The organism is Streptomyces sp. YPW6, assembly GCF_018866325.1.
GTDB lineage: Bacteria > Actinomycetota > Actinomycetes > Streptomycetales > Streptomycetaceae > Streptomyces.
Genome location: NZ_CP076457.1, coordinates 4,128,859 through 4,151,378, shown reverse-complemented (window position 1 = coordinate 4,151,378; position 22,520 = coordinate 4,128,859). Strand labels below are relative to the sequence as shown.

The 22,520-nt window shown below is 72.7% G+C and carries 26 protein-coding genes and 1 pseudogene; 8 read left to right on the top strand and 19 right to left on the bottom strand.

Annotated features, from left to right (window positions below; genetic code table 11):
* Nucleotides 1-187 precede the first annotated feature (187 nt).
* A complete protein-coding gene (locus tag KME66_RS18410) occupies nt 188-1,537 on the top strand; it encodes a PP2C family protein-serine/threonine phosphatase (protein ID WP_216323842.1) in 1,350 nt (449 codons plus the stop codon).
* On the opposite strand, the gene KME66_RS18405 is transcribed toward KME66_RS18410, so the two are convergent.
* The 4 genes from KME66_RS18405 to KME66_RS18390 form a co-directional block, all read right to left on the bottom strand.
* Entirely contained in the window at nt 1,519-1,854 is a 336-nt protein-coding gene (locus KME66_RS18405; protein ID WP_073226108.1) for a DUF2516 family protein, read from the bottom strand. The two genes, KME66_RS18410 and KME66_RS18405, sit on opposite strands and share 19 nt — an antisense overlap.
* A gap of 139 nt (nt 1,855-1,993) precedes the next feature.
* Nucleotides 1,994-2,689 (bottom strand): hypothetical protein, encoded by a 696-nt coding sequence (locus tag KME66_RS18400; protein WP_216323840.1) that lies wholly within the window; start codon nt 2,687-2,689, stop codon nt 1,994-1,996.
* 34 nt (nt 2,690-2,723) lie between these two features.
* Complete coding sequence (locus KME66_RS18395; RefSeq protein WP_073226114.1) at nt 2,724-3,263, bottom strand: helix-turn-helix domain-containing protein; 540 nt, start codon at nt 3,261-3,263, stop codon at nt 2,724-2,726.
* Nucleotides 3,264-3,318: 55 nt separating this feature from the next.
* Nucleotides 3,319-4,551, bottom strand: coding sequence for an alpha/beta fold hydrolase (locus tag KME66_RS18390; RefSeq protein WP_253208396.1), 1,233 nt, complete (start codon nt 4,549-4,551; stop codon nt 3,319-3,321).
* 147 nt (nt 4,552-4,698) lie between these two features.
* On the opposite strand from KME66_RS18390, the pseudogene KME66_RS18385 reads away from it, so the two are divergent.
* The 3 genes and pseudogenes from KME66_RS18385 to KME66_RS18375 all read left to right on the top strand — a co-directional run bounded on the left by KME66_RS18385 (nt 4,699) and on the right by KME66_RS18375 (nt 7,071).
* A pseudogene (locus KME66_RS18385) lies at nt 4,699-5,552 on the top strand (alpha/beta fold hydrolase).
* Nucleotides 5,549-6,226, top strand: a complete 678-nt coding sequence (locus KME66_RS18380) for an HAD-IA family hydrolase (RefSeq protein ID WP_216323838.1) — start codon at nt 5,549-5,551, stop codon at nt 6,224-6,226. The pseudogene KME66_RS18385 and the gene KME66_RS18380 overlap by 4 nt, the downstream one beginning before the upstream one ends.
* Nucleotides 6,227-6,303: 77 nt before the next feature.
* Nucleotides 6,304-7,071, top strand: coding sequence for a phosphotransferase (locus tag KME66_RS18375; RefSeq protein ID WP_253208598.1), 768 nt, complete (start codon nt 6,304-6,306; stop codon nt 7,069-7,071).
* Nucleotides 7,072-7,216: 145 nt separating this feature from the next.
* Here KME66_RS18375 and KME66_RS18370 read toward each other — a convergent pair whose 3' ends face one another.
* Nucleotides 7,217-7,972 carry a TetR family transcriptional regulator gene (locus KME66_RS18370; protein ID WP_216323832.1) on the bottom strand — a complete coding sequence of 252 codons (756 nt, stop codon included), beginning with the start codon at nt 7,970-7,972 and terminating at the stop codon, nt 7,217-7,219.
* A 19-nt stretch (nt 7,973-7,991) separates the two neighbouring features.
* Entirely contained in the window at nt 7,992-8,795 is an 804-nt protein-coding gene (locus KME66_RS18365) for a TetR/AcrR family transcriptional regulator (protein ID WP_216323829.1), read from the bottom strand.
* Between the two features lie 133 nt (nt 8,796-8,928).
* Between KME66_RS18365 and KME66_RS18360 the strand changes: the two genes are divergently transcribed.
* The gene (locus KME66_RS18360) at nt 8,929-10,071 is read left to right on the top strand and encodes an ATP-binding cassette domain-containing protein (protein ID WP_253208395.1); all 1,143 of its coding nucleotides are present in this window, start codon (nt 8,929-8,931) and stop codon (nt 10,069-10,071) included.
* On the top strand, nt 10,064-10,897 hold the full coding sequence (locus KME66_RS18355) for an ABC transporter permease (RefSeq protein ID WP_216323825.1): 834 nt from the start codon (nt 10,064-10,066) through the stop codon (nt 10,895-10,897). The genes KME66_RS18360 and KME66_RS18355 overlap by 8 nt, the downstream gene beginning before the upstream one ends.
* 61 nt (nt 10,898-10,958) lie before the next feature.
* Here KME66_RS18355 and KME66_RS18350 read toward each other — a convergent pair whose 3' ends face one another.
* The 3 genes from KME66_RS18350 to KME66_RS18340 are packed head-to-tail and all read right to left on the bottom strand — an operon-like array spanning nt 10,959 to nt 13,922.
* Nucleotides 10,959-12,215 carry a GNAT family N-acetyltransferase gene (locus KME66_RS18350; protein ID WP_216323822.1) on the bottom strand — a complete coding sequence of 419 codons (1,257 nt, stop codon included), beginning with the start codon at nt 12,213-12,215 and terminating at the stop codon, nt 10,959-10,961.
* A gap of 24 nt (nt 12,216-12,239) precedes the next feature.
* The gene (locus tag KME66_RS18345) at nt 12,240-13,226 is read right to left on the bottom strand and encodes an asparaginase (protein ID WP_216323819.1); all 987 of its coding nucleotides are present in this window, start codon (nt 13,224-13,226) and stop codon (nt 12,240-12,242) included.
* 51 nt (nt 13,227-13,277) lie between these two features.
* On the bottom strand, nt 13,278-13,922 hold the full coding sequence (locus KME66_RS18340) for an ABC transporter substrate-binding protein (RefSeq protein WP_236726473.1): 645 nt from the start codon (nt 13,920-13,922) through the stop codon (nt 13,278-13,280).
* Between the two features lie 115 nt (nt 13,923-14,037).
* On the opposite strand from KME66_RS18340, the gene dtd reads away from it, so the two are divergent.
* Nucleotides 14,038-14,487, top strand: a complete 450-nt coding sequence (dtd, locus tag KME66_RS18335) for a D-aminoacyl-tRNA deacylase (protein WP_073226144.1) — start codon at nt 14,038-14,040, stop codon at nt 14,485-14,487.
* Between the two features lie 135 nt (nt 14,488-14,622).
* Here dtd and KME66_RS18330 read toward each other — a convergent pair whose 3' ends face one another.
* From KME66_RS18330 to KME66_RS18305, 6 genes are all read right to left on the bottom strand, one after another.
* On the bottom strand, nt 14,623-15,588 hold the full coding sequence (locus KME66_RS18330) for a folate-binding protein YgfZ (RefSeq protein WP_216323816.1): 966 nt from the start codon (nt 15,586-15,588) through the stop codon (nt 14,623-14,625).
* A 9-nt stretch (nt 15,589-15,597) separates the two neighbouring features.
* Nucleotides 15,598-16,092, bottom strand: a complete 495-nt coding sequence (locus KME66_RS18325; RefSeq protein WP_216323813.1) for a Fur family transcriptional regulator — start codon at nt 16,090-16,092, stop codon at nt 15,598-15,600.
* Between the two features lie 63 nt (nt 16,093-16,155).
* A complete protein-coding gene (locus KME66_RS18320) occupies nt 16,156-16,728 on the bottom strand; it encodes an FABP family protein (protein WP_073226154.1) in 573 nt (190 codons plus the stop codon).
* A 278-nt stretch (nt 16,729-17,006) separates the two neighbouring features.
* Nucleotides 17,007-17,798 carry a hypothetical protein gene (locus KME66_RS18315; RefSeq protein ID WP_253208394.1) on the bottom strand — a complete coding sequence of 264 codons (792 nt, stop codon included), beginning with the start codon at nt 17,796-17,798 and terminating at the stop codon, nt 17,007-17,009.
* A gap of 429 nt (nt 17,799-18,227) precedes the next feature.
* The gene (locus KME66_RS18310) at nt 18,228-19,079 is read right to left on the bottom strand and encodes a hypothetical protein (RefSeq protein ID WP_253208393.1); all 852 of its coding nucleotides are present in this window, start codon (nt 19,077-19,079) and stop codon (nt 18,228-18,230) included.
* Nucleotides 19,076-19,891, bottom strand: a complete 816-nt coding sequence (locus KME66_RS18305) for a hypothetical protein (protein ID WP_253208392.1) — start codon at nt 19,889-19,891, stop codon at nt 19,076-19,078. The genes KME66_RS18310 and KME66_RS18305 overlap by 4 nt, the downstream gene beginning before the upstream one ends.
* 199 nt (nt 19,892-20,090) lie before the next feature.
* On the opposite strand from KME66_RS18305, the gene KME66_RS18300 reads away from it, so the two are divergent.
* Complete coding sequence (locus tag KME66_RS18300; RefSeq protein WP_216323810.1) at nt 20,091-20,453, top strand: DsrE family protein; 363 nt, start codon at nt 20,091-20,093, stop codon at nt 20,451-20,453.
* A 37-nt stretch (nt 20,454-20,490) separates the two neighbouring features.
* Here KME66_RS18300 and KME66_RS18295 read toward each other — a convergent pair whose 3' ends face one another.
* The 4 genes from KME66_RS18295 to KME66_RS34570 all read right to left on the bottom strand — a co-directional run bounded on the left by KME66_RS18295 (nt 20,491) and on the right by KME66_RS34570 (nt 22,403).
* A complete protein-coding gene (locus KME66_RS18295; protein ID WP_073226165.1) occupies nt 20,491-20,748 on the bottom strand; it encodes a DUF3099 domain-containing protein in 258 nt (85 codons plus the stop codon).
* A 222-nt stretch (nt 20,749-20,970) separates the two neighbouring features.
* Nucleotides 20,971-21,258, bottom strand: coding sequence for a DUF1416 domain-containing protein (locus tag KME66_RS18290; protein WP_003968135.1), 288 nt, complete (start codon nt 21,256-21,258; stop codon nt 20,971-20,973).
* Between the two features lie 39 nt (nt 21,259-21,297).
* The gene (locus KME66_RS18285) at nt 21,298-22,137 is read right to left on the bottom strand and encodes a sulfurtransferase (protein WP_073226168.1); all 840 of its coding nucleotides are present in this window, start codon (nt 22,135-22,137) and stop codon (nt 21,298-21,300) included.
* 185 nt (nt 22,138-22,322) lie between these two features.
* Nucleotides 22,323-22,403 carry a putative leader peptide gene (locus KME66_RS34570; RefSeq protein WP_350203226.1) on the bottom strand — a complete coding sequence of 27 codons (81 nt, stop codon included), beginning with the start codon at nt 22,401-22,403 and terminating at the stop codon, nt 22,323-22,325.
* Nucleotides 22,404-22,520: the final 117 nt, after the last annotated feature.

Sequence of the window (22,520 nt, the reverse complement as noted above, 5' to 3'; positions counted from 1 at the left end):
CGCCCCCGTACCGCAGCCCATCGCGCCGGATCCGTGCCGGGACGCGGCTTATGGCGGCGTACACGACCGGCGCCGGTCCCCGTGTGCCATTCCGTTCTCCCACCGCGGACCGCTATCGTCCCCGACTGGCGGATCGTCGATCGTCGACCCGCCGCGCCCTCGGGGGGAGGGAAGGAAACCAGAACCGATGCCCGTACCCGTACCGCAGCAGCGCTCCGTGCCCGCTGCGGAGACCTCCCACGGCGACCTCACCCTGCTGGTGATCGAGGACGACCCGGCGGGCACCACCATCACCGTCCCCGAACTCTCGGCGGCGGCCGGGACCCGGGTCCGTATCCGGACCGCCCGCAACCTCACCGAGGCGGCGCGGCTGCTCACCGACGACGTGGACTGCATCCTGCTGGACCTGGGCCTGCCGGTCACCGGTTCCGACGGCGGCCCCGGCGACGTCCCCGGCGCCGGGCGGGCCGACGAACTGGCGGCCCTCACCCACGTCCTGCGCATCGCCCCGCTGCACGCGGTCCTCGCGCTGACCGCCGAGGACGACACGGAGCTGGCGGCCGAGGCGGTACGCGTCGGGGCGCAGGACTACCTCTGCCGGGGCGAGCTGGACGCCCGGGTGCTGAGCCGGGCCATCCGGTACGCCGTGGAGCGCAAGCGCGCCGACATGGCGCAGCACCAGCTGACCGAGTCCCGGCTGCGCGCCCAGGAGAACGCCCGTCTGGAACGCGGCCTGCTCCCCACCCCGCTGCTGGACGGCTCCGGCCTGAGCTTCGCCGCCCGCTACCGCCCCGGCCGCAGCCGCGCCCTGCTCGGCGGCGACTTCTACGACGTCGTCCGCACCCCGGACGGCACGGTGCACGCGATGATCGGCGATGTCTGCGGCCACGGCCCGGACGAGGCGGCGCTCGGCGTCGAGCTGCGGATCGCCTGGCGGGCGCTGACCCTGGCCGGGCTGTGCGGGGACGAGCTGCTCTCCACGCTCCAGCAGGTCCTGGAGCACGAGCGGCAGAGCGAGGAGATCTTCGCGACGCTCTGCACCGTCGACATCGCGTCCGACGGGCGGCGGGCCGGGCTCTGCCTGGCCGGACACCCCGCGCCGCTGCTCGCCCGCCACGGCCGGCCGGCCCGGCTGCTCCCGTACGAGGACGGCGGCCCGGCGCTGGGGCTGCTGCCGCGGGCCCGGTGGCCGCGCCGCCAGGTCGAGCTGGGCGGCGCCTGGAGCCTGATGATGTACACCGACGGGCTCATCGAGGGGCGGGTGGGTACCGGCGGCAGCGAGCGGCTCGGCCAGGACGGCATGGTCGCGATGGTCAACGGCCGGCTGGACCAGGGCCTGGCGGGCGAGGAACTGCTGGAGGCGGCGGTCGCCGAGGTACGGAAGCTGAACGGCGGCGAGCTGACCGACGACGTGGCGGTCCTGCTGCTGGGCCGCGATCCGGAGCGGACACGACGAGGGGGCGGCAGCGCACCGCGCTCCCGCCCCGCGTCATCCCTCGTCGCACGCCCCCTGGGCGTTCAGCGCCCGCCGTTGTAGGGACCGTACGGGCCGTCGCTGCTGGAGCCGCCCCGGCGACCGCCGCCACCCGAGACCTCCTTGAGCGCGGGGCGCACGTCGACCATGAACACGATCGACGCGACGACGCCCGCGAGCTGCAGGAAGAGCAGCGGGATGAGGAGGTTCACCGCGACGGCGACACCGAGAATGATCAGCCAGAAGGACTTCTTCTTCTTGTCGGCGGCACGGTAGGCGTCCTCACGGGCGGTCGCCGCGAAGACGAACGCGACCACGGCCAGCACCAGCATCGCCAGATAGAGCAGCTGGAGGAGTGAGCCGAATGCTGAGAGCAACATGCTGTGTACCGCCTAGTGAGTGGATGAGCGCCCTGCGGCCGGAAGGGCCAAGGTACCGGGACAACGAACCGGCCCCCCGTAAAGGTGCCCGCCCCGCGTCCCGGTCACGCGTACCGCCTCGGTCAAGGACCCGTGAGAGTCACTTGCCGTCGGCCGGCGGGGTCTTCTTCGCCGCGGGCTTGCGGGGCGCGGGCGTCTTCTTGGCGGGCGCGGCCTTGGCCTCGGCGGGCTTGGCCGGGGCGGCGGGCGCGGCCTTCGTCGCGGCGGGCTTGGCCGGGGCGGTCTTCGCGGAGCCACCGGCGGCCGGGGTGCTCCTGGCCCCGCCCTTGGGAGCGGCCTTGGGCGTGGCCTCGGAGGCGGGCCCGGGAGCGGCCTTCGGCTCGGCCTCGACGACGGCGGCGATCTCGACGATCTCCTCGGCCGTCTCGCCGCGCCAGGTCCGGACGGTCTGCTCGCCGTGCTCGGCGACCTTCTCGTACGTCTCACGGGCCTTGATCGCGTACTCGGCGGCCACGCCCACGCTGCGCAGCGCCAGGTCCTGAGCGCTCTCGCCGAGCTTCTTCAGGTCGGCCGCGTCGAACGAACCGAACACCTCGGTGACCTTCGCCTGCACGGTGGCCTGGGCCTCCTTGGCCTGCGTGGTCACCTTCTCCTGCACGGCCTTGGGGTCGGTGTTGCGCACGGCGTCGATCCGCTCGGGCGCCTCGGCCCGCAACTGCTCGATCAGCGCCGGAACCTTGCGGGCCTGCTGGACGGCCAGGTCGGCCGTACCGGCGGCGAAGTAGAGGGGGGTGGGGTCGGTGAGGGTCTTGCGCAGGTCATCGGTGATGGCCATGACTGTGGTCCTCCCGGATCATCAGAACCAGCTGTTAGCTGTGAGGGTCTTGGTCTGTGGTGGTCCGCGTACCGGCGTCGTCGCCGTCACGGGACCGGGCATCGCCGCCCGCGTCGCTCCCGGTGCCGGGGTGCGCGTCCGCACCGGCGTCGGCGTTCGCACCGGAGTCCGCCGTCATCCCGGCGTCCGTTTCCGCGTCCGCGCTCACGTCGGCGTCGGGCCCGGGCGCGAATCCGTTCTCGTGGCGGAAGGAGTCGTAGATCTGCAGCAGCACGTTCTTCTGCCGCTCGTTGATCGACGGATCGGCCAGAATGACCGCCCGCGTCTCCAGCTCCTCCCGCTCCCGCTCGTCGAGGATCCCCGCACGGACGTACAGGGTCTCGGCCGAGATCCGCAGCGCCTTGGCGACCTGCTGGAGCACGTCCGCGCTGGGCTTGCGCAGACCGCGCTCGATCTGGCTGAGATACGGGTTCGACACCCCGGTGGCATCGGCGAGCTGCCGCAGCGAGAGCTGCGCTGCACGGCGCTGCTCCCGCAGGTACTCGCCGAGATTGCCGACGTTGAGTGATGCCATGACCCGATGGTGCACCACCTCTGCTAACTTTTGCAAGCAGGCGCTTGCAAAAGTGTCACGTGTCGCGGGCGGGGGCGGGTGTGGGGGTGCGGTGCCCCCGGGAAGGTGCTCCGGATGTGAGCAGGGGACTCAGAGCCCGCGCGAACGCCGCCGGCTCGGCGCCCGCGCCGAGGTGGTTGCCGGGCATGTCGATCAGCGGCAGGCCGAGGAGTCCGGCGAGTGCCTCGGTCGCCCGGCGCGCCATCTGGTGGTGGCTCAGCGCCCCGGCGCACAGCGTCACCGGTACGCGGCGGACGGCCTCGATGTCGGGGAGATAGAAGACCGAGGGGCCGGCCATCCGCCCCAGGAAGTAGCGGTTCTTGGCGAGTTCCTCCGCCGGTAGCGGGGGGAGCGCCATGGCGGCGGGGGGTGTCTGATCCGGCCCTGTGCGGTGGGCGGCGCCGCTCAGGTCGAAGAACTCCTGCACGGCCCGCTGAGGGTCGGCCTCCGCCACGCCGAACGCCGCCGCGGCCCGGGCGGCCATCTCCGCGTCGTCCAGCAGCGACACCAGGGGCGGCTCGTGCAGGACGGCCCGGCCGACCATGCCGGGGTGCCGCCTGCCCAGCTCCAGCAGCGTCACCGCACCGCCACTGGTACCGACGAACAGGGCGGGCCCTCCGGTGAACCTGTCGACCAGTGCGGCGAGGTCCTCCGCCAGGACCTCGGGCGTGGGCGCGGCCATCCCCGGGACCGCACGGCTGGCGCCGATACCGCGCGGATCGTGGGTGACGACGGTGAACCGGGCGGAGAGCTCCTGCGCCAGCGCCGCGAAACCGGCCCGCCCGACGGGCGCGCCGACCAGGAACAGCAGCGGGCCCTCGCCCTGGACGCCGAACGCGATCGTGCAGTCGGGTCGTTCGAGCAGGTCCACGGGGCTCGGGATCCGGTCGCTGAAGTCCGCGATCTTCCGGGTGATGACGTCGAGCGCACGGTCCAGCTCAGCGCGCCTGTCGTGGATGCGACGGCGATGCGCCGTCAGCAACTCCACCCGGAGCCGCGCCGGATCAGCAGCCTCCCCGTCGGCCCCGGTGAACTGCGCGATGTCGGCCAGGGGCATCCCCGTCTCACGGAGATGGACCAGCATGCGGATCAGCTCGATGTCGGCCGTCGTGTAGCGGCGGCGTCCCGCAGCGTCGCGCTGTGGGGACGGTACGACCCCCTGGCGTTCGAAGTACCGCAACGTGTCGGGCTCCAGACCGATCGCGGCCGAGACCTCCGCGATGCCGGACAGCTCATCTGCCTCACTCATGCCGCAAGCCTGTCCCCTGGACCTCGGTCCAGGTCAAGCAGGACGGAAGGCCCCCTGTGCGCCTCCCCATGCACCCCTCCTCGCGCTCCCCCATGCACCTCCCCTTGCGGCCCTTGTCCCGAAGATCGTTCTGTTGGAGGCTGAAGCATGCAGAATCCACCGACCTTCGTCCTCGTCCACGGCGCCTTCGCCAACTCGTTCTCCTTCGCGCCGCTCCAGGCCGAACTCGCCCTGCTCGGGCACCGATCGGCCGCCGTCGACCTTCCGGGGCACGGCTTCGCCGCCACCTACCCCGCCGCCTACCAGGCGCCCCAGGATCTCGGTGCGCTGGCCGCGGAACCGGGGACCATCAAGGGCGTCACCCTCGCGGACAACGCGGCCCACGTGATCGAGGTCCTCGAACGCGCCAAGCGGAACGGCCCCGTGATCCTCGTCTGCCACAGCCGGGGCGGGGCCACGGCCACCGCCGTCGCCAACGCCCGGCCGGACCTCATCGACCGGATCGTCTACGTCTCCGCCTGGTGCCCCGTCGATCTGGACGTGAACGACTACTACGCCGAGCCGGAGATGGCCGACGTCGACGCGGGAGCACTGGCCCTCGCACTCGTCGGGAATCCTGCCGAACTCGGGCTACTAAGGGTCAACTTCCGTACGGCCGATCCGGCGGCACTCGCCGCGTTCAAGCAGGCCTTCGCTGCCGATCTCACCGATGACGAGTTCCGGACCTTCCTCAACTCCTTCCAGCCCGACGAGAACCTCGACGCCGGTACGTCGGCCGACCGGGCGCAGGCCGCGACCTGGGGCCGGATCCCCCGGACCTATGTGCGCCTGGACGCCGACACCAGCCTCCCACCCGCCCTGCAGGACCGCATGATCCGCGAGGCCGACGCACTCACCCCCGACAACCCCTTCGACGTCAGGCCCTCGAAGGCAGCCATCTGCGCTGGCTCGTCCGCCCGAAGCCGGCGGCCGAACTGCTCGCCGGACTCGCCGGGCTGTGAGACCCGCACCCGCCGGCCGTGCCTTCGACGCCGTGCTCTGCGACCTCGACAACGTCATCCGCTTCTACGACACCGCCCCTCTCGCCGCCCTGGAGCGGGCCGCCGGACTGCCGGAAGGCACCACGACGGACATCGCCTACGCGCCCGAGACCGACCTCCCGCTGCTGCTCGGCCGGATCACCCCGGACGCGTGGGTGGAGTCCATCGCCGCCGTTCTCACCGAGCGGGTCGGCGCGGAGCGGGCCCATGAGCTGGGCCGGGCGCTCGCGGACGCGCCGTTCCGGGCCGACGAAGAGGTGGTGACGCTGCTTCGCCGGGCCAGGACCCACGTCCCGCTGGTCCTCGTCACCAACGCCACTCTCCAACTGGACGCGGACCTGGCGCTGTTGGGCCTGACCGATCTCGCGGACGCGGTCGTGAGCAGCGCGGTGGAGCAGGTGGCCAAGCCCGACCCGGCCATCTACCGCATCGCGGCCGGGCGGGCGGGCGTACCGGTGGAGCGGTGCCTGTTCGTGGACGACCGCCGGGAGAACACCGACGCGGCGGCCGACCTCGGTATGGCCACCGTCCTCTACCGCGAACCGGCCGATCTGCGGGAGGCGTTGGGACCCTGCGCGGAGGTGGCGACCGGGGGTGCTGCGGTGGGAGCGCAGCGCGCCGGGCGGGAGCCGTGAGCCCCGCGAGCCGCGAACCGGAAGAGCACCAGGTTCCGGAAGCGGAACGGCATACGGAGGCGGACGGCGAGCCAGAAGTGCTGTCCGGCGGACTGGCCAACGCCGGGGCCGTCCTGCGCCACGGCGATACCGTCGAGCGTCCCGCCCCACCGCACGTCGCCCTCCTGCACCCCCACCTCCGGGCCCTCCGGGAGCGAGGGTTCCCCGGCGTGCCCGTGCCCCTGGGAGCCTCCGGGCACCGCGAGCGGCTCTCGTACGTTCCCGGCGAGGTCGCCGTCACTCCGTATCCGGAATGGGCCTGGACGAACGGCACCCTGCGCTCCGTGGGGGCGCTGATCCGGCTCATGCACGATGCGGCGGCGGACGTACCGTTCGATCGCACGGCCGGCTGGCCCGACGACCTGGCCGATCCGGAGGGGGCGACGGCTTCCGGCACGGTGATCTGCCACAACGACGTGTGCCTGGAGAACGTGGTGTTCCGGGACGGTCGTGCGGCCGCTCTCATCGACTTCGACCTGGCCGCGCCCGGCCGTCCGGTGTGGGACGTGGCGATGGCGGCGCGTTACTGGGCGCCGATGCGCGGCCGCCCCGGCCTCGACCCGGCGCACCGCCTGCGTGTCCTGGCCGACGGCTACGGACTGGGGCGCGTGGACCGGGCCGCCCTGCCCCAGGTGATCGAGCAGGCGACCGCTACGTGCCGGGCGTTCGTCGAGCGGCGGGTGGAGCGAGGGGACGTGGCGTACACGACGGCGTACGAGCGGAGCGGGCGTGCGGCGTGGGACCGGCACCAGGACTGGCTGGCGGATCACCGCTCCGCCCTCACCGCCGCCCTGCTCACCGGCTGACCACCGCCCCGCGCACACCGCGGCCCCGGTCGCCGACTGAGCAGCGTCGCGGCCGCGCGCCGCCGCCCCGCCCGCCGGCCGATCCAGCCTCACTTCCCACGTTCAGGGGCGCCGGTTCCGCCGTGGCTCCGGCCGCCCGCGCCCCTCAGCCGCGCCGCTGCGACAGAGGCTCCAGGCCCGTCCGGAGCTGGACGAACGCCTCCTCGGCCGCCTGGACCGCTCCCGCGTAGACCCGGTCCGCACTCTCCCCCGCGTCGATCCGCCGCCAGTTCTCCAGGGCCAGGATGCGCAGCACCGCGATGATCTGCCCGGCCGCGAGCCGGTCGGCCGGTCCGCCGCCGAGCGCGCGGGCGAGGGCCGCCTCGGAGCGGCCCTGGTAGGCGTGCAGGCGGGCGACCAGGGACGGCGTTCCGTACAGCAGGCGGAGGAACGCCAGCACGTGGGGTACGTCGCAGAGGCCGGTCACCGGGTCGCGGCGGTCGAGGCCGTCGAGGAAGTGGTGGCGCAGCGCGTCCAGCGGGGTCTCGCCCGGGGAACGCCCCGTGACCACCCGGGCCGCCTCGTCCTCGTGGTCGGCGAACCGGTGCAGGACCAGGTCCTCCTTGGCGGGGAAGTACCGGAACAGCGTCGGCTTGGAGATGTCCGCCGCGGCGGCCACCTCCGCCACCGACACCTTGTCGAAGCCCCGCTCCAGGAACATCGTGATCGCCGCGTCGGAGACCGCCTGATAGGTCAGCCGCTTCTTGCGCTCCCGCAGACCGACCGGGGCCTGCCCTTCGCCGGAACCAGAACCGGAACTGAAACTGGAACTGGAACCAGAAACGGAACTGAAACCGGACCCGGACCCGGAACTGGAATCGGAACGGTTGGCGTTCACGGGGTTCTCTCCGTTCATGACCATGAAGCGTACGCTCCCGGCCTCAAGCGGACTCGACGCCGTCGGCCGGGCCGCCGGAGCCACCGTCCGTCTGCCTGATCAACGCCTCCACCCCGTCCAGCAGACGCTCCAGCCCGAAGGTGAACTCGTAGTCCGGGTCGCCCGGTTCACTCATCACCCCGGACTCCAACAGCCGGGAGATCCCGGGGTGGCGGGCGGGGTCGACCAGGCGCTTGAGGGTGCGCTCGTAGGACGCCGTCACCTCCTCGGGCGACACCCCCCGCGCGGCCACGGCGGCGGCCAGGTCGGCCATCAGGCCCGCCTCGCTGCGGACGAAGCCGGACACCAGCAGGACCACCGAGATCTTGTCGCCCTCCCCGAGCCCGCTGCCTTCCAGCGCCTGTAGCCCCTGCTCCCACCAGGCCAGCGAGTTCGGGGTCGCCGGCGGGCCCCCGACGGGGATCCGGAGCAGCCAGAGGTGGGCGTGGAACCGGTCCCGCTGCGCGGACGCCCATTCGGCGAGCGCCTCCCGCCAGCCCGCGCCCGACTCCAGGGCGGACAGCGGTTCCGGGGGGCCGAAGGCGGCCTCCTGCATCAGGACGTACAGCTCGTCCTTGGCGGATACGTACCGGTACAGGGACATGGTGGAGGCGCCGATCTCCTGGGCGACCCGGCCCATCGACACGGCGGCGAGCCCGTCGGCCGACGCGACGTCCACCGCCGCGGCCACGATCCGCTCCAGGCTCAGGCCGGGCCTCGGGCCCTTCGCCGGGCGGTCCCGCAAGCCCCAGGCCGCTTCCAGGCTGGGCGGCAGATCGCCGTCGCCCGAGCTGCTCCTCCGCGCCACCGCATCCCCTTCCGCCCGGCTCCCGGCCGGGCCGGCGCCCTGCGCCGCACCCGCGTCCGCCTTGACCCCATCCTAAAGATGCGTAAGGCTTACGCAGTAACGCGTATGGCATACGCAGAAGGAGGTCCGGGCCATGACCGACCCGATCCGGCCGAGCGGACACGCCACCGCCGCCATCGAGGCACACTGCCTCACCAAGTCCTACGGAAAGCCCGCCGTCCGGGTTCTCGACGGCCTCGATCTCCAGGTCGGGCGCGGCACCGTCTTCGCCCTGCTCGGGCCGAACGGCGCGGGCAAGACCACCACCGTGCGGATCCTCGCGACGCTGACCGCTGCCGACTTCGGAACCGCCCGGGTCGCGGGCTACGACGTCGTGGCCGAGCGGCGCGCGGTGCGCCGCTCCATCAGCCTCACCGGCCAGTTCGCCGCCGTCGACGAGACCCAGACCGGCGAGGAGAACCTGCGGATGATGGCCCGGCTCACCGGGCAGACCCGGGGCGCCGCCCGACGCCGGGCGGCGGAGCTGCTGGAACGCTTCGGCCTCACCGCGGCCGCCCGCCGCCCGGTCCGGACGTACTCCGGGGGGATGCGCCGCCGGCTCGACCTGGCCGCCGGACTCGTCGGATCGCCGGAGCCCGGGGTGTTCTTCCTGGACGAGCCGACCACCGGCCTCGACCCGCGCAGCCGCCGGGAGCTCTGGGAGGTCGTCCGCGGGCTCGCCGCACGCGGGGCGACCGTCCTGCTCACCACCCAGTATCTGGAGGAGGCCGACCACCTCGCCGGCCGGATCGCCCTGCTGGACCGGGGCCGGATCGCCGCCGAGGGCACGCCTGCCGGCCTCAAGTCCCGCGTCGGCGGACACCGTCTCGACGCCGTCCTCAGCAGTAAGGAGGCCTACCTACGCCTCGCCGGCCGGGCCGTCCACCACTCCCCCGAGACCCTGACGCTCGGCATCCCCACCGACGGCTCGGCGGCCCGGGTGCGCGCCCTGCTCGACGAGATCGACCCGGCGGGCCGGGACATCGAACGCTTCAGCCTGCACAGCGTGACCCTCGACGACGTCTTCCTGGCCCTCACGTCGAACGCGCCCGCGACGGACGGGACCGGGACGGACAGGACCGCGAGGGACGGGACCGCGACGGACAGGACCGGCACGGACACTCCCTCGGCGCATGTGCCCTCCCCGAGCGGGCCCACGCCGAACGCGACGACGAGCGCGACGGACACGACCACCCCGGACACGACCACTCCCCCGGAGGCATCCGCCCATGTCTGACACCGCCGTTCCGCGAAGCAGCCCCAGCCGGCTTCCTGAGCGAGCCCGCACCCCCGGGCACGGGCCCGGCCCCTTCACCCGTACCGCCGTCCTGGCCGCCCGCGCCCTGCGCATCAGCAGCCGCCATACCGATGCGCTGATCACGTCCCTGGCCCTGCCGATCCTGCTGATGCTGATCTTCGTCCACTTCTTCGGCGGCGCGATCGACACCGGCACGGACCACGCCTCGTACGTCATGTACGTCGTCCCGGGTGTCCTGCTCCTGTCCGCCGGCTTCGGCGCCGCGACCACCGCCACCGCCGTCAGCGAGGACATGAAGGGCGGCATCATCGACCGTTTCCGCACCCTGGACGTCAGCGGTACGCCGGTGCTCGCCGGACATGTGGCGGCCAGCACCGTCCGCAATCTCTGCTCCACCGCCCTCGTCTTCGGCGTCGCGCTGCTGATCGGCTTCCGCCCCGCCGCCACCGGGAGCGGCTGGCTCCTGGTGGCCGTCGTGCTGATCGCCTACATCGTGGCCCTGTCCTGGATCTCGGCGGCGATCGGGCTGCTGGCCCGGACCCCGGAGGCGGCGAGCGGCTTCACGTTCTTCATGTCGTTCCTGCCCTACCCGAGCAGCGCGTTCGTCCCGACCGACACCATGCCGGACTGGCTGCACGGCTTCGCCGACCACCAGCCGATCACTCCGGCCATCGAGTCGCTGCGCGGGCTGCTGCTCGGCCAGGACGTGGGCAACACCCCCTGGGTCGCGCTCGCCTGGGCGGCGGGGCTGCTCGCCGTGGCGGCCGGCGCCTCGGGGACGCTGTTCCGGATCCGGACGCGCTGACCTCGGGGCGCGAGGGCGGCGCGGTCACGGCTCCGGACGCGCCGGCTCCGGGCGCCGGACATCAGAACACGTCCGGGCACCACGGCCGGCGGCCCGTACGGAACACCGCGTCCGCCGTCGTCGCCGCCCCCGGCCGCAGCTCCTCCACCCGGCCCAGGTCCACCAGCCGACGCACCGACTCGTCGCCGAGGTACAGCGTGGACAGCTCCGCCACGTCCAGGGCGAGATCGGCGCTCCGGGTGGTGGGGGTGCACCGTGCGCCGGAGTCCGAGACGTCCAGCAGGAAGCGGCCCCCGGCAAGGCCCGCCACGTCCCGGACGTCGAGGACGAGCGAGGCCCCGACGGCGTACGTCCGGGCCTCCAGGGCGCGCGGCACGTCCAGCATCCGCAGCCACAGCCAGTCCGCGTGGGTGACGATGCGGGCCGCACGCGGGTCGGGGAGCAGCAGCGGGAGCAGGTCGTCGGGGGCGCGGTAGCCGGAGCGGACCGTGGTGATCCAGTCGACCGAGCAGAGGTAGTGCCACAGGGCCCGTTCCGCCGCCGGGTTCAGCGCGATCATGTCCCGTACGGATGCGGTGTTCAGCGGCTGCTTGGAGTCGCCCCACTTGTCGTCCACGCCGTACACCAGCAGGCCGTCGGCCTCGCCGTTCGCGGCGCGGTGCACGACGTAGAAGGGCTCGGTCCACGTCTCGTGCGGCGCGCGGGGCGCGACGCCCGTACGCATCCGCCACCAGCGCTCCCCGCGGCCGACGATGCCGGGCTGCCGGGCCGCCAGCGCGGCGTGCACCTCGGGACCGGTCTTGCGGACGTCGGCCCCGTCCACCAGCTCGATCCGGCCGCCGTCCGCGGGCTGCCCGGAGCGGCGCGGGTCGAGCCCGGCCCGGTGCACCGCGATCTCCCACTCGGCGGCCCAGGCGGCGGGGCCGAAGCCGTACCGGCCGTAGATCGGGTATTCCGCGGCGATCAGCGAGGCGACCACCTCGCCGCGCTCCTTGGCCGCCGCCAGGTCCGTGGCCATCATCCGGCTGAGCAGTCCGCGGCGGCGGTGCGTGGCCGACACGGTCACCCCGGTGACCGCGTCGGCCGTCACGGTGGCCCCGCCGACCACGGTCAGCTCCTGGGCGAACGAGCGGAACGTCGCCACGCACCGGCCGTCGTCGAAAGCGGCCTGCATCCGGGAGAGGTCGGCGTCCCCGAACCGGTCGGCGACGAGCTCCTCACCCGGCTTCTCCGCGGTGGGAGTCAGGAAGCCGGTGCCCACCGCCTTCATCCAGTCGGCGATCTCGGAGCGGGTGACGGGGCGGACATCGAGGCTCATTCCCCCACGCTAGGCAGGCACGGTTCAGAATGTCGCGCGAATTTCCCCGACCTCGGCAGCCCCGCCGAGCAGCGGCGACCGTCCGATCCTGGCGACCACGGGGGCGTCCACGCCCAGCAGTTCCAGGGCGCGGGCCAGCACCGGGCCGAGCGCCCGCGCCGACCCGTCGTCGATCTTGAAGGCGAGGGCCCGCCCGTCGGCCAGCGCGACCGCCTGGACGGCCTCGGCGCCCATCTTGGAGAGCGTCCCGGGCACCTCGCGCATCAGCCAGGTGTCGGGGCGCCGGGTGCCCGCGACGTACTGCGGGTGGGCGCGCATCGCGTCGGCGACCCGGCGCTCGGCGCTGTCGGGCTCCGCCAGCACGAAGGAGCGGAACGCGCGGGCCAGGCCGGTCAGCCCGATCGCCATCAGGGGCGCCCCGCAGCCGTCCGTGCCGACCGACGCGACCGGCTCGCCCGCCGCGTCGGCGACGACCTGGCCGACGAGCTGCTGGAGCGGGTGGGCGGGGTCGAGGTAGGTGGCGGTGTCCCAGCCGTTGCGGACGCAGACGGCGAGCATCGCGGCGTGCTTGCCGGAGCAGTTCATGGTGATCCGCTCGCGTACGTTCCCGGCCGCCAGGTACGTCTCCGCCTCGACCGGGTCCAGCGGCAGGTCGGGCGGGGTCCGGAGGTCGGCGGTGCTCAATCCGTGCTCGGCGAGCATCTTCCGTACGAGGTCGAGGTGGAAGGGCTCCCCGGAATGGCTCGCGGCGGCCAGCGCCAGCCGTTCGCCCGACAGGTCGAGGCCGGCCCGCAGGATCGCGGCGGCCTGCATCGGCTTGTTGGAGGACCGGGGGAAGACCGGAGCCGCCGGATCGCCGATCGCGCGCTCCACACTGCCGTCGGCGGCCAGCAGGACCAGCGCCCCCCGGTGGTGGCCCTCGGTGAACCCGGAGCGCACGACCTCGGCCAGGACGGGCGGGGCGGGTGCCGGGGCGGAGGATATGGCGGACGGGGCGTCGCTCGACGTCATGGGTGACCTTCCGGGGACGGGGGTGCGGGACCCGCGCCCGGAAGGGTCGCTTCAGGCGAGCAGGTCGTCCACTTGTGCTTCCCCGTCACGGTACCTGCGGGCGATCTCCGCGCCGCAATCGTCGGCCGTGCGCTGCAGCTCGTGACGGCGCCGGGAGACCTGCTGCTCGTAGCGGACGAGCCGGCCCATCGCCGTGTGCAGCTCCTCGTCCGTCCGGGCCTCCAGGTCGGACAGTTCGACCTCGGCGAGGTTCTCGGCGGCGAGCTGCCGGAACTCGTCGCCGCGCGGCGTCGTCAGCGTGACGTGCCGGGCGGAGGAGCGGTGCCGGGACGGGGTGTCGGCCAGGATCTCCGAGAGCCGGCTCACCACCGCGGCGTCCTCCACCGGGGCCTCCGGGTCCCGGCGGCGGGCCAGTTCGGCGCGGAGGATGTCGATCCGGCCCTGCACGAGCCGGCGTACGTAACTGAGATCGGCCTCGTCGCGCTGGGCGTCCCGGCGCAGCGTCCGCAGCTCCGGCAGCCGCAGCCCGCCGAACCCCGCGTCACCGCCGGCCTGCTCCGGCACGGTGGTGGTGGGCGTGGCGGGTGGCAGTACGGGAACATGTCCCGGCAGACTGCGCTGTACGGGTGACCTCAGGGTGCTGGTACGGGCCCCCGGTACGGCACCGGGAGATTGTCCGGCTCCAAATGTGCTCATGCTGTTTTGTCCCCTCGACCGGTGCGTCGGCACACCGACATCGTGCATCGTGCCACCCATCGCCGTGCCCCCGCTGGCACCTTGTACCCGTTCAGCCCAAGATAGGTTGGTCTGTATGCGTGCAGTGGTACAGAGAGTGGACGGGGCGAGCGTCGCCGTCGCCGGGGCGACGGACGACCCGGCGGCCCCGGGCACCGTCGGGGAGATCATCGGCGAGGGCCTGTGTGTGCTGGTCGGCGTCACCCATGACGACACCCCCGAGAAGGCGGCCCAGCTGGCCCGCAAGCTCTGGTCGGTCCGCATCCTGGAGGGCGAGAAGTCGTGCTCCGATGTGAACGCGCCTCTCCTGGTGATTTCCCAGTTCACCCTCTACGGGGACGCCCGCAAGGGTCGCCGCCCCACCTGGAACGCCGCCGCGCCGGGCGAGGTCGCCGAGCCGCTGGTGGACGAGGTGGTGGCGCGGCTGCGGGCCCTGGGGGCGCACGTGGAGACGGGCCGCTTCGGAGCGGACATGCGCGTCTCGCTCACGAACCACGGCCCGTTCACGGTGATCATCGAGGTGTAGCCGCACGCCGCCGGAACACGACTCCCGGCGCACGCTGTCGGCACACAGCCCTCGGCGTACACCGCCGGAGCGGGGCCCCTGCCGTACGCCGCCGGAGCGGGGCTCCGGGCGCGTGCCGTCGCCGCGACGGAGTCCCTACGGCTCGACGACCGTCTCCTGGGCGGCCGCCGTGTCCCCGGCGATCAGCTCCGCGTCGACGGCCACGTTCCGCTTGACCAGGGCCAGGGCGATCGGGCCCAGTTCGTGGTGGCGGGCCGAGGTGGTGACGAAGCCGAGCTGGCGGCCCTCCTGCCCGTCGGCGGCCAGCCGTACCGGCGTGCCGTGGCCGGGCAGGTGCACCTCGCTGCCGTCCAGGTGCAGGAAGACGAGCCGGCGCGGCGGCTTCCCCAGGTTGTGGACGCGGGCGACGGTCTCCTGACCCCGGTAGCAGCCCTTCTGGAGGTGGACGGCGGTGCCGATCCAGCCCAGCTCGTGCGGGATGGTGCGGTGGTCGGTCTCGAAGCCGACGCGCGGCCGGTGCCCCTCGACGCGCAGCGCCTCGTACGCCAGGATCCCGGCGGCGGGCCCGTGGGCCCCGGCGAACGCCTCCAGCCCCTCGCGCGGCAGGAACACGTCCCGGCCCTGCGGGGTCTCCCGTACGGTCACGCCGTCCGGGACCTCCGCGATGGAACCGGCCGGGAGGTGGACGACGGCGATGTCCGGGGTGCGGTCGGCGACCTCGACCCGGTAGAAGAACTTCATCGACTCCAGGTAGGCGATCAGATCGGCCTGGGTGTCGGGTTCGACGTGCATCCACACCGTCGTGCCGTCGTCGACCAGGTACATCGCGTGCTCGATGTGCCCGTTGGCGGAGAGGATGAGGGCCTCGGTGGCCTGGTGCGGGGCGAGATCGCTGACGTGCTGGGTCAGCAGCAGGTGCAGCCAGCTCAGCCGGTCGTCGCCGGTGACGGTGACGACGCCCCGGTGGGAGAGGTCGACGAAGCCGTTGCCGTCGGCGAGGGCGCGTTGCTCGCGGAACAGGTCGCCGTAGTGCGCGGCGACACCTTCGTCGCGGCCTTCGGCGGGGACGGCGCCGGGCAGGGACAGCAGGGGGCTCTTCATGCGCCCAGCCTACGACTTGGCGGAGATGTCCTTCACGGCGTCCTGCGCCGTCGCCTGCGCCATCGCTTGTGCGGTCGTCCGCGCCTGGGCCGCCGTGCAGTCCGCACAGCGGCCGAAGATCGCGAAGTGCTTCATGTCGGTGTCGAAGCCGAAGTCGGCACGCAGCTTCCGCGTGAACTCGGCGACGACGGAGAGGTCCGCCTCGATGACGTCCTTGCAGTCCCGGCAGACCAGGTGGATGTGGTGGTGCCGGTCGGCCAGGTGGTACGACGGGGCGCCGTGGCCGAGATGCGTGTGGCTGACGAGCCCGAGCTCCTCCAGGAGCTCCAGGGTCCGGTACACCGTGGAGATGTTCACGCCGGACGCCGTCTTGCGCACCTCGCACAGGATGTCGTCCGGAGTGCCGTGCTCCAGGGCGTCGACCGCCTCCAGGACAAGCTGCCGCTGGGGCGTCAGCCGGTAGCCGCGCTGCCGGAGGTCGGTCTTCCAGTCGGTGGTCACCACACGCCCAGTCTAGGGCGTGCGGTCAAACCCCGGCCGGGTCCGGCCTGCGGGCGCTTGTCGGACCTACTTGAAGAAGGCGATGCCGTCGTCCGGCATGTCGTCGAGGTTCCGCGCCATCTCGGCGACCTCCTCGGGGGTGACGACCTTCTTCAGGTGCGCCGACATGTAGGGGCGCAGCTCGACCTCGGGGGTGGCCTTCTCGCCGACCCACATCAGGTCGCTGTTGACGTACCCGTAGAGCCGCTTGCCACCGCTGTACGGGCCGGAGGCCGCGGTGCGGGCGACCGCGTCGGTGACCAGGTCGATCTGCGGCTTCTGGTCGGCCAGCTCGCCGTACCAGATCTCGATGACGCCCTGGTCGCGGGACATGACGACCTCGACCTTGCGGTCCTTGTCGATGCGCCAGTAGCCGCTCTCGGTCTCCAGCGGCCTAACCTTCCTGCCCTCCGCGTCCAGGACCCAGGAGTGGGAGACGTACTCCAGGAAGTCCCGGCCGTCGTGGCTGAAGGTGACCTCCTGGCCGAAGTTGCACTTCTCCGCGCCGGGGAAGTCGGACACGCCCGCGCCCGCCCAGTTGCCGAGGAGGAAGGCCAGCGGGACGAGGTCCGGGTGGAGGTCGGACGGAATCTCGATCATGAGCGGCTCAGACGATCTGTGAGGGTGCGGGGTGGGCGGGGAGTCCGTTGCGCGACGAGGGTCAGCGCTGGCCCTGGTACAGCTTCTTCACGGTGATCGCGGCGAAGGCGGTGACGCCCACGCAGACCAGGACCAGCAGGGCGGTGAAGAATGCCTCAAGCACAGGGGGCTCCTCGTGACGAGCGGTTGGCGGCGGCCACGCGGCCGGGCCCCCAGCCTAATGGGTGGGGGCCCGGTCCTCTCGTTCAGGTGCCGGTCGCGGGCCGCGCCCGCGCGGCTCAGGCGAGCAGCTGGTTCTGCAGGATCAGCGTCTGCTGGAACGGGATGCGGGCCGTCTCGCGCTTTCCGGGACGCTCGTGCACGACGAGGGCCAGGGTGTCCCCCGCCAGGGTGTACGCCTGCCGGACGTGCTCGGCCCCGAAGGGCGCCTGCTCGGTGAAGACGAACGAGGACAGGTTCTCGATGTCGTTGGCCGAGCCCCAGGTGGGGTCGAGGTCGGTGGTGTCCGTACGGGCCAGGGGCGTACCGGCCGACGACCCCACGTTCAGGTCGTCGACCATGCGGCTCGCGAACGCCGTCGAGTTGAACCGCACCAGGTAGACCCGGGAGGTCGTGCCGTCCGGCATGGTCCAGCCGCGGGCCGCGATGTGGCGCGGGGCGGTGTCCTTCAGGAGCTGGGCCACCGACCGCCGGTTCTGCTCCCGGTAGGCGTCGAGGAAGGTCTCCGTGGAGATCCAGCCGCCGGTCAGCTTCTTGTCGGGCTTCGCTCCGGCGGGGGCCGGAAGGAGCAGTTCACGCAGGTCGGCGTGGTGGATCTCGCCCGGGTTGCCGGGCGAGAACGGCCGCGGCGAGCCGGCCGGGAGCGCGGGCAGGGACAGTTCCGGGTAGTCCCAGCGGCCGTCGCCCTCGGTGGCGAGCCCGGGGACGTCGGTGCGCTCCAGCGAGGCGATCCCGAAGGCCGTACCGGTGCCGAGCACCCCGAACGCCAGCGCGGCGGCCGTCCACCGCGCCACGGCCCGCAGGACCCGCCGGGGCGGCGCGGACGCCGCGCCGACCGCACCGGCCACCACGGGCGGGGTCCCGGGCAGCGGGGGCGCCTTCGGGCAGCGGGTGCGGGACGGGCGGCACGGCCGCCCCGGGCACGCCGGGCGCCTGGGGCACGTCGGCCGCCCGGGACGCCTCGGCACCCTGGGGTGTCACGGCCGCCTCAGACGTCACGGCCGCCCCGGGCATCACGGCACCCTCCGGCGTCACGGCACCCTCGGGCGTCCCGGGCGTCTCCGGCGCCACGGCACCCTCCGGCGCGGCGGGCGGCTCGGCACCCTGAGGCGTCACGGTCGCCTCAGGCGGCACGGCACCCTCCGGCGTCACGGCACCCTCGGGCGTCCCGGGCGTCTCCGGCGGCACGACACCCGCCGGCGCGACGGGCGTGACGGCCGGCTCGGTCTCCCCCGGCTCCTCGGGGGGCACTCCCGCCCCCGGGGTCACCGTCTGCTCGCTCATATGTACTCCCCCGGGGACGCGATGTGGTCGAGCTGGTCCTTCACCAGGTCCCCGACCTCGGACGGGCTGAACGGCTTGCTGCCGCTCGCCGAGACGGAGACCGAGACCTCACCCTCGTACGCGAGGCAGAGGACGCCGTCGATGGTGTCCTCGTCACCCTTGGGCAGCCGGTAGCAGGCAGCCTTCTTGTGGCCCTCGACCGACGGCCCCTTGCGGAACGCGTCGATGCCGTCCAGCAGCTTCTTGCGGTCCGTGTAGTTCCGGTGGACGGCCCGCTTGTCCCGCATCTTCACGACCTCGACGTTCACGAGGAGGTCGTTGGAGTCCGCGAGGTACGAACGCTTCGCGATGCCCTGGATGCGCAGCTTCTCGACGAACGTGTCCAGCTCCCGGCGTTCCTTCCCCGCCAGGCCGCGCCCCAACTCCTTCATCGCGGCCGTGGCCTTGGCGCCGCTCGTCTCGCTGTCGTTGCCGAGGTCGCCGATGTCCGGGCCGAGCCGGTAGCCCTCCGGCACGGGGAGCAGCAGCTTGGCCAGCTCGGTGTCGTGGCGGCCCCGGGACGGATCACCCGCCGGGTCCTTGCCCTTCGGTACGTGGTCCTCGTCCCAGATCGTCGTCGTGACCGTCCGGTCGGCGGAGTCCACGGTGTTCTTGGTGTAACCGGCCGCGCCGCCGATCGCGCCGAGCACCAGGACGACGGGCAGCGCGGTCAGCACCACCCGGCGTACCCGGCGCCCCCGGTGTTCCCCGTCGGAGGCGGGCCCGGTCACGGCGTCGGAGGCGGGCCGGGGAACGGCGTCGGCCACCGGCCCGGTGACGGGGTTCGTGTTGCTGTCGTCGTCGGTCACAGCCGCTCCAACTGTCGCTCGGCCAGCGCCCGGATGTCCTTCTTGCTGATCGGGGAGGTGTCGAAGATGGTGATGTCGAGCGCGATGTCGCCGCGTACGGCGAGGGCCCTGGCCTGGTAGGACGGGAGGTATCCGGCCTTCCGCTCGACCGGGTAGAGGAAGTAGCGGCCCTCGCGGCTGCCCTTGATCGCGTCGCCCGTGTTGCCCGCGGCGTCATCCCAGGGCATGTACATGATCTGGTTGTCGAAGTGCGCCGACGCGCCGTGCTGCTCCCCGGACCGGAACTGGAGCAGCCAGACCTCGGTGTGCCGGTTCTCGCCCTGCTCCCAGGCGGCCGAGGCGACCCGGCGCAGGTCGAGCCCGGCCAGCGTCTCGAACATGAAGTGCGGATCCTCGTAGTGCCCGGCGTACGCGTCGAGGGGCTTCCAGCCGTCCCCGATGCCCAGTGCGTCGGTGGCCGCCTTCCGCGCGCCCTTGGGCCGGTCGACGAGCAGCGTGCGCAGGTCGCCGTCCGTCCTGACCCGGCGGTCCTGGGCGGCGGGCAGGGGGGCGGGGACCCGGTCGGCGGAGAGCGGCTTCGCGGGGTAGCCGAGGCCGGGCTGCGACAGAGCGGTCAGCGGCGTCGGCTCCCGCTCCGCCTGGACGCCGTAGCCCACGGCGACCCCGCCCGCGATCCCGAGCAGCGCCGCCGCCGCGATGATCAGCGTCGTACGGCCACGGGGCCGACGGCGTACGGGCGTTACGGACGGTGAGGGTGGTGCGGTCAGTACGGGTGGTGCGGGTATGTCCGGCGTTGCGAATGCTGCCGGCACGACGGGTGTTGCCGGCGGTACGGGCGTCGCGGGCGGCCCAGCCGGCCCGTCGGCGCCCGGTGGTACGGCAGGACTGGTGTGGTCCGGTTGCAAAAGTTTCCCCCCAGGAGGCCTGACACACGGGTTCTCGTTACCCGCGCGCACAGGTGACCCTCAGCGCGGCGAAGAGGTTGCCTCCTGGACGATTACAGTTCGGCATATGCCGAAGAAGCTTGTGATCAAGGTGACCGCCGGGCCGGAGGCCGCCGAGCGCTGTTCGCAGGCCTTCACCGTGGCGGCCGTGGGCGTCGCCAGCGGGGTGGGGGTCTCGCTCTGGCTGACCGGGGAGTCCTCGTGGTTCGCGCTGCCGGGCCGGGCCGCCGCGTTCGAACTGCCGCACGCCGCCCCGCTGCCCGACCTGCTGGACTCGATCCTGGCGGGCGGCCGGATCACCCTGTGCACCCAGTGCGCGGCCCGGCGCGACATCGCGGAGAAGGACGTGCTGGAGGGCGTACGGATCGCCGGTGCGCAGGTGTTCGTGCAGGAGGCCCTGGCGGACGACACTCAGGCGCTCGTCTACTGACGGCGGGAGGCGGGCCGCGCACCGAGCAGGGCCGGCCTCAGCGGCGCTTCTTGCCGTCCAGCTCGTCCCACCAGGCGTCGGACTCGGGGTCGCCGGAGGGGTCGTCCCACCAACGGTCCTCCGGGCCCCGCCGGTTGGCGACCATCGCGGCGATCGGCGGGATGACCATGGCGACGACGCACATGGCGATGGCGGCGGGCATGGACCACAGGCGCACCACGGCCCAGGCGGACACGAAGAGCACGATGCATCCGCCCATCATCAGGAAGTAGTTCCTCCTGCGTCGGGCGTACATGCTTCCAGCGTAGGGCTCCGGCCGCCGGACGGCACGAAGGGCCGCACCCCGCGTCAGGTGGCGTCCAACCCCCTGGGGTGCGGCCCTCCGGCCGTTCGGTGTGCCGTGGGAAACGGCGTGGCGTGCGCGACCGGTGCGCGGTGCGCGACGGCGCGTCGCCCGTACGGCGTGCCGCTCCCGGACCGTGGTCCGTCCGGAGCGGCGGTCGTCGGTCCCGGAGGATCAGACGGCGATGGCGACCTCGGAGAGTCCGCCGGTCTGCGCGACGACCGTGCGGTCGGCGCTGCCGCCCGGAACCAGGGCGCGGAGCGTCCAGGTGCCCTCGGCGGCGTAGAAGCGGAACTGTCCGGTCGCGGAGGTCGGGACCTCGGCGGTGAACTCGCCGGTCGAGTCCAGGAGGCGCACGTAACCGGTGACGGGCTCGCCGTCGCGGGTCACACTGCCCTGGATGGTCGTCTCACCGGGCTTGATCGTCGAAGCGTCGGGGCCACCGGCCTGTGCTCCACACATGTCGTGTCCTTCGGGTCGTCGTGGTGCTGGTCGATGGGGTTACTTGTTGGCGCCGAGCTCGATCGGCACGCCGACGAGGGAGCCGTACTCGGTCCAGGAACCGTCGTAGTTCTTGACGTTCTCCTGGCCGAGCAGCTCGTGGAGCACGAACCAGGTGAGCGCGGAGCGCTCGCCGATGCGGCAGTAGGCGATGGTGTCCTTCGACAGGTCGACCTGCTCGGCCTCGTAGAGGGCCTTCAGCTCGTCGTCCGACTTGAAGGTGCCGTCGTCGTTGGCGTTCTTCGACCACGGGATGTTGCGGGCGCTCGGCACGTGGCCGGGTCGCTGCGACTGCTCCTGCGGGAGGTGGGCCGGGGCGAGCAGCTTGCCGCTGAACTCGTCGGGCGAGCGCACGTCGACCAGGTTCTGGTTGCCGATGGCCTTGACGACGTCGTCGCGGTAGGCGCGGATCGACTCGTCCTGCGGCTTGGCCGTGTACTGGGTGGCCGGGCGCGTGGGGACGACGTCGGTCAGGTCGCGGGAGTCCAGCTCCCACTTCTTGCGGCCGCCGTCGAGGAGCTTGACGGGTCCGTGGCCGTACAGCTTGAAGTACCAGTAGGCGTAGCTGGCGAACCAGTTGTTGTTGCCGCCGTAGAGGACGACCAGCGTGTCGTTGGCGATGCCCTTCTCGCTGAGCAGCTTCTCGAAGCCGGCCTGGTCGACGAAGTCACGGCGGACCGGGTCCTGGAGGTCCTTGGTCCAGTCGATCCGGATCGCGTTCCTGATGTGGTTCTTCTCGTACGCCGAGGTGTCCTCGTCCACCTCGACGATCGCGACCTGCGGGTCGTCGATGTGGGCCTCGACCCAGTCGGCGTCTACCAGGACGTCGCTGCGGCTCATGCTGTTCTCCTCCGGGGCAGTCTGCGGCGGGGTGGTGCGAGATGCGGAGTTGCTGGGTGCGGCTGTACGCGCGGAGGCACGGAACGCGGCGCGTACGGGCACGGGGTCGGCCCTGGCCGACGGCCGAGGGGCGACGGTCGGAGGGCCGGGGAAAGCGGGGGCTGCGACGGTGCGAGCGGTCCCGCTCAGACGGTGCGACAGAGCATGGCGGCGACGCGGCACAGGTCTACTGCCCGCCGCTTCGTGAGATCCGCCTGTCGCTTCATGGGTCCGATCGTAGGGAGGTACGGACGGAGATGTCACCGTTGTGTCGCATGGTGAGACACGATCATCCGTGATGCGAGACGCGGAAGCGGTGATTCGGCCCGGGATCCGCTGCCGGG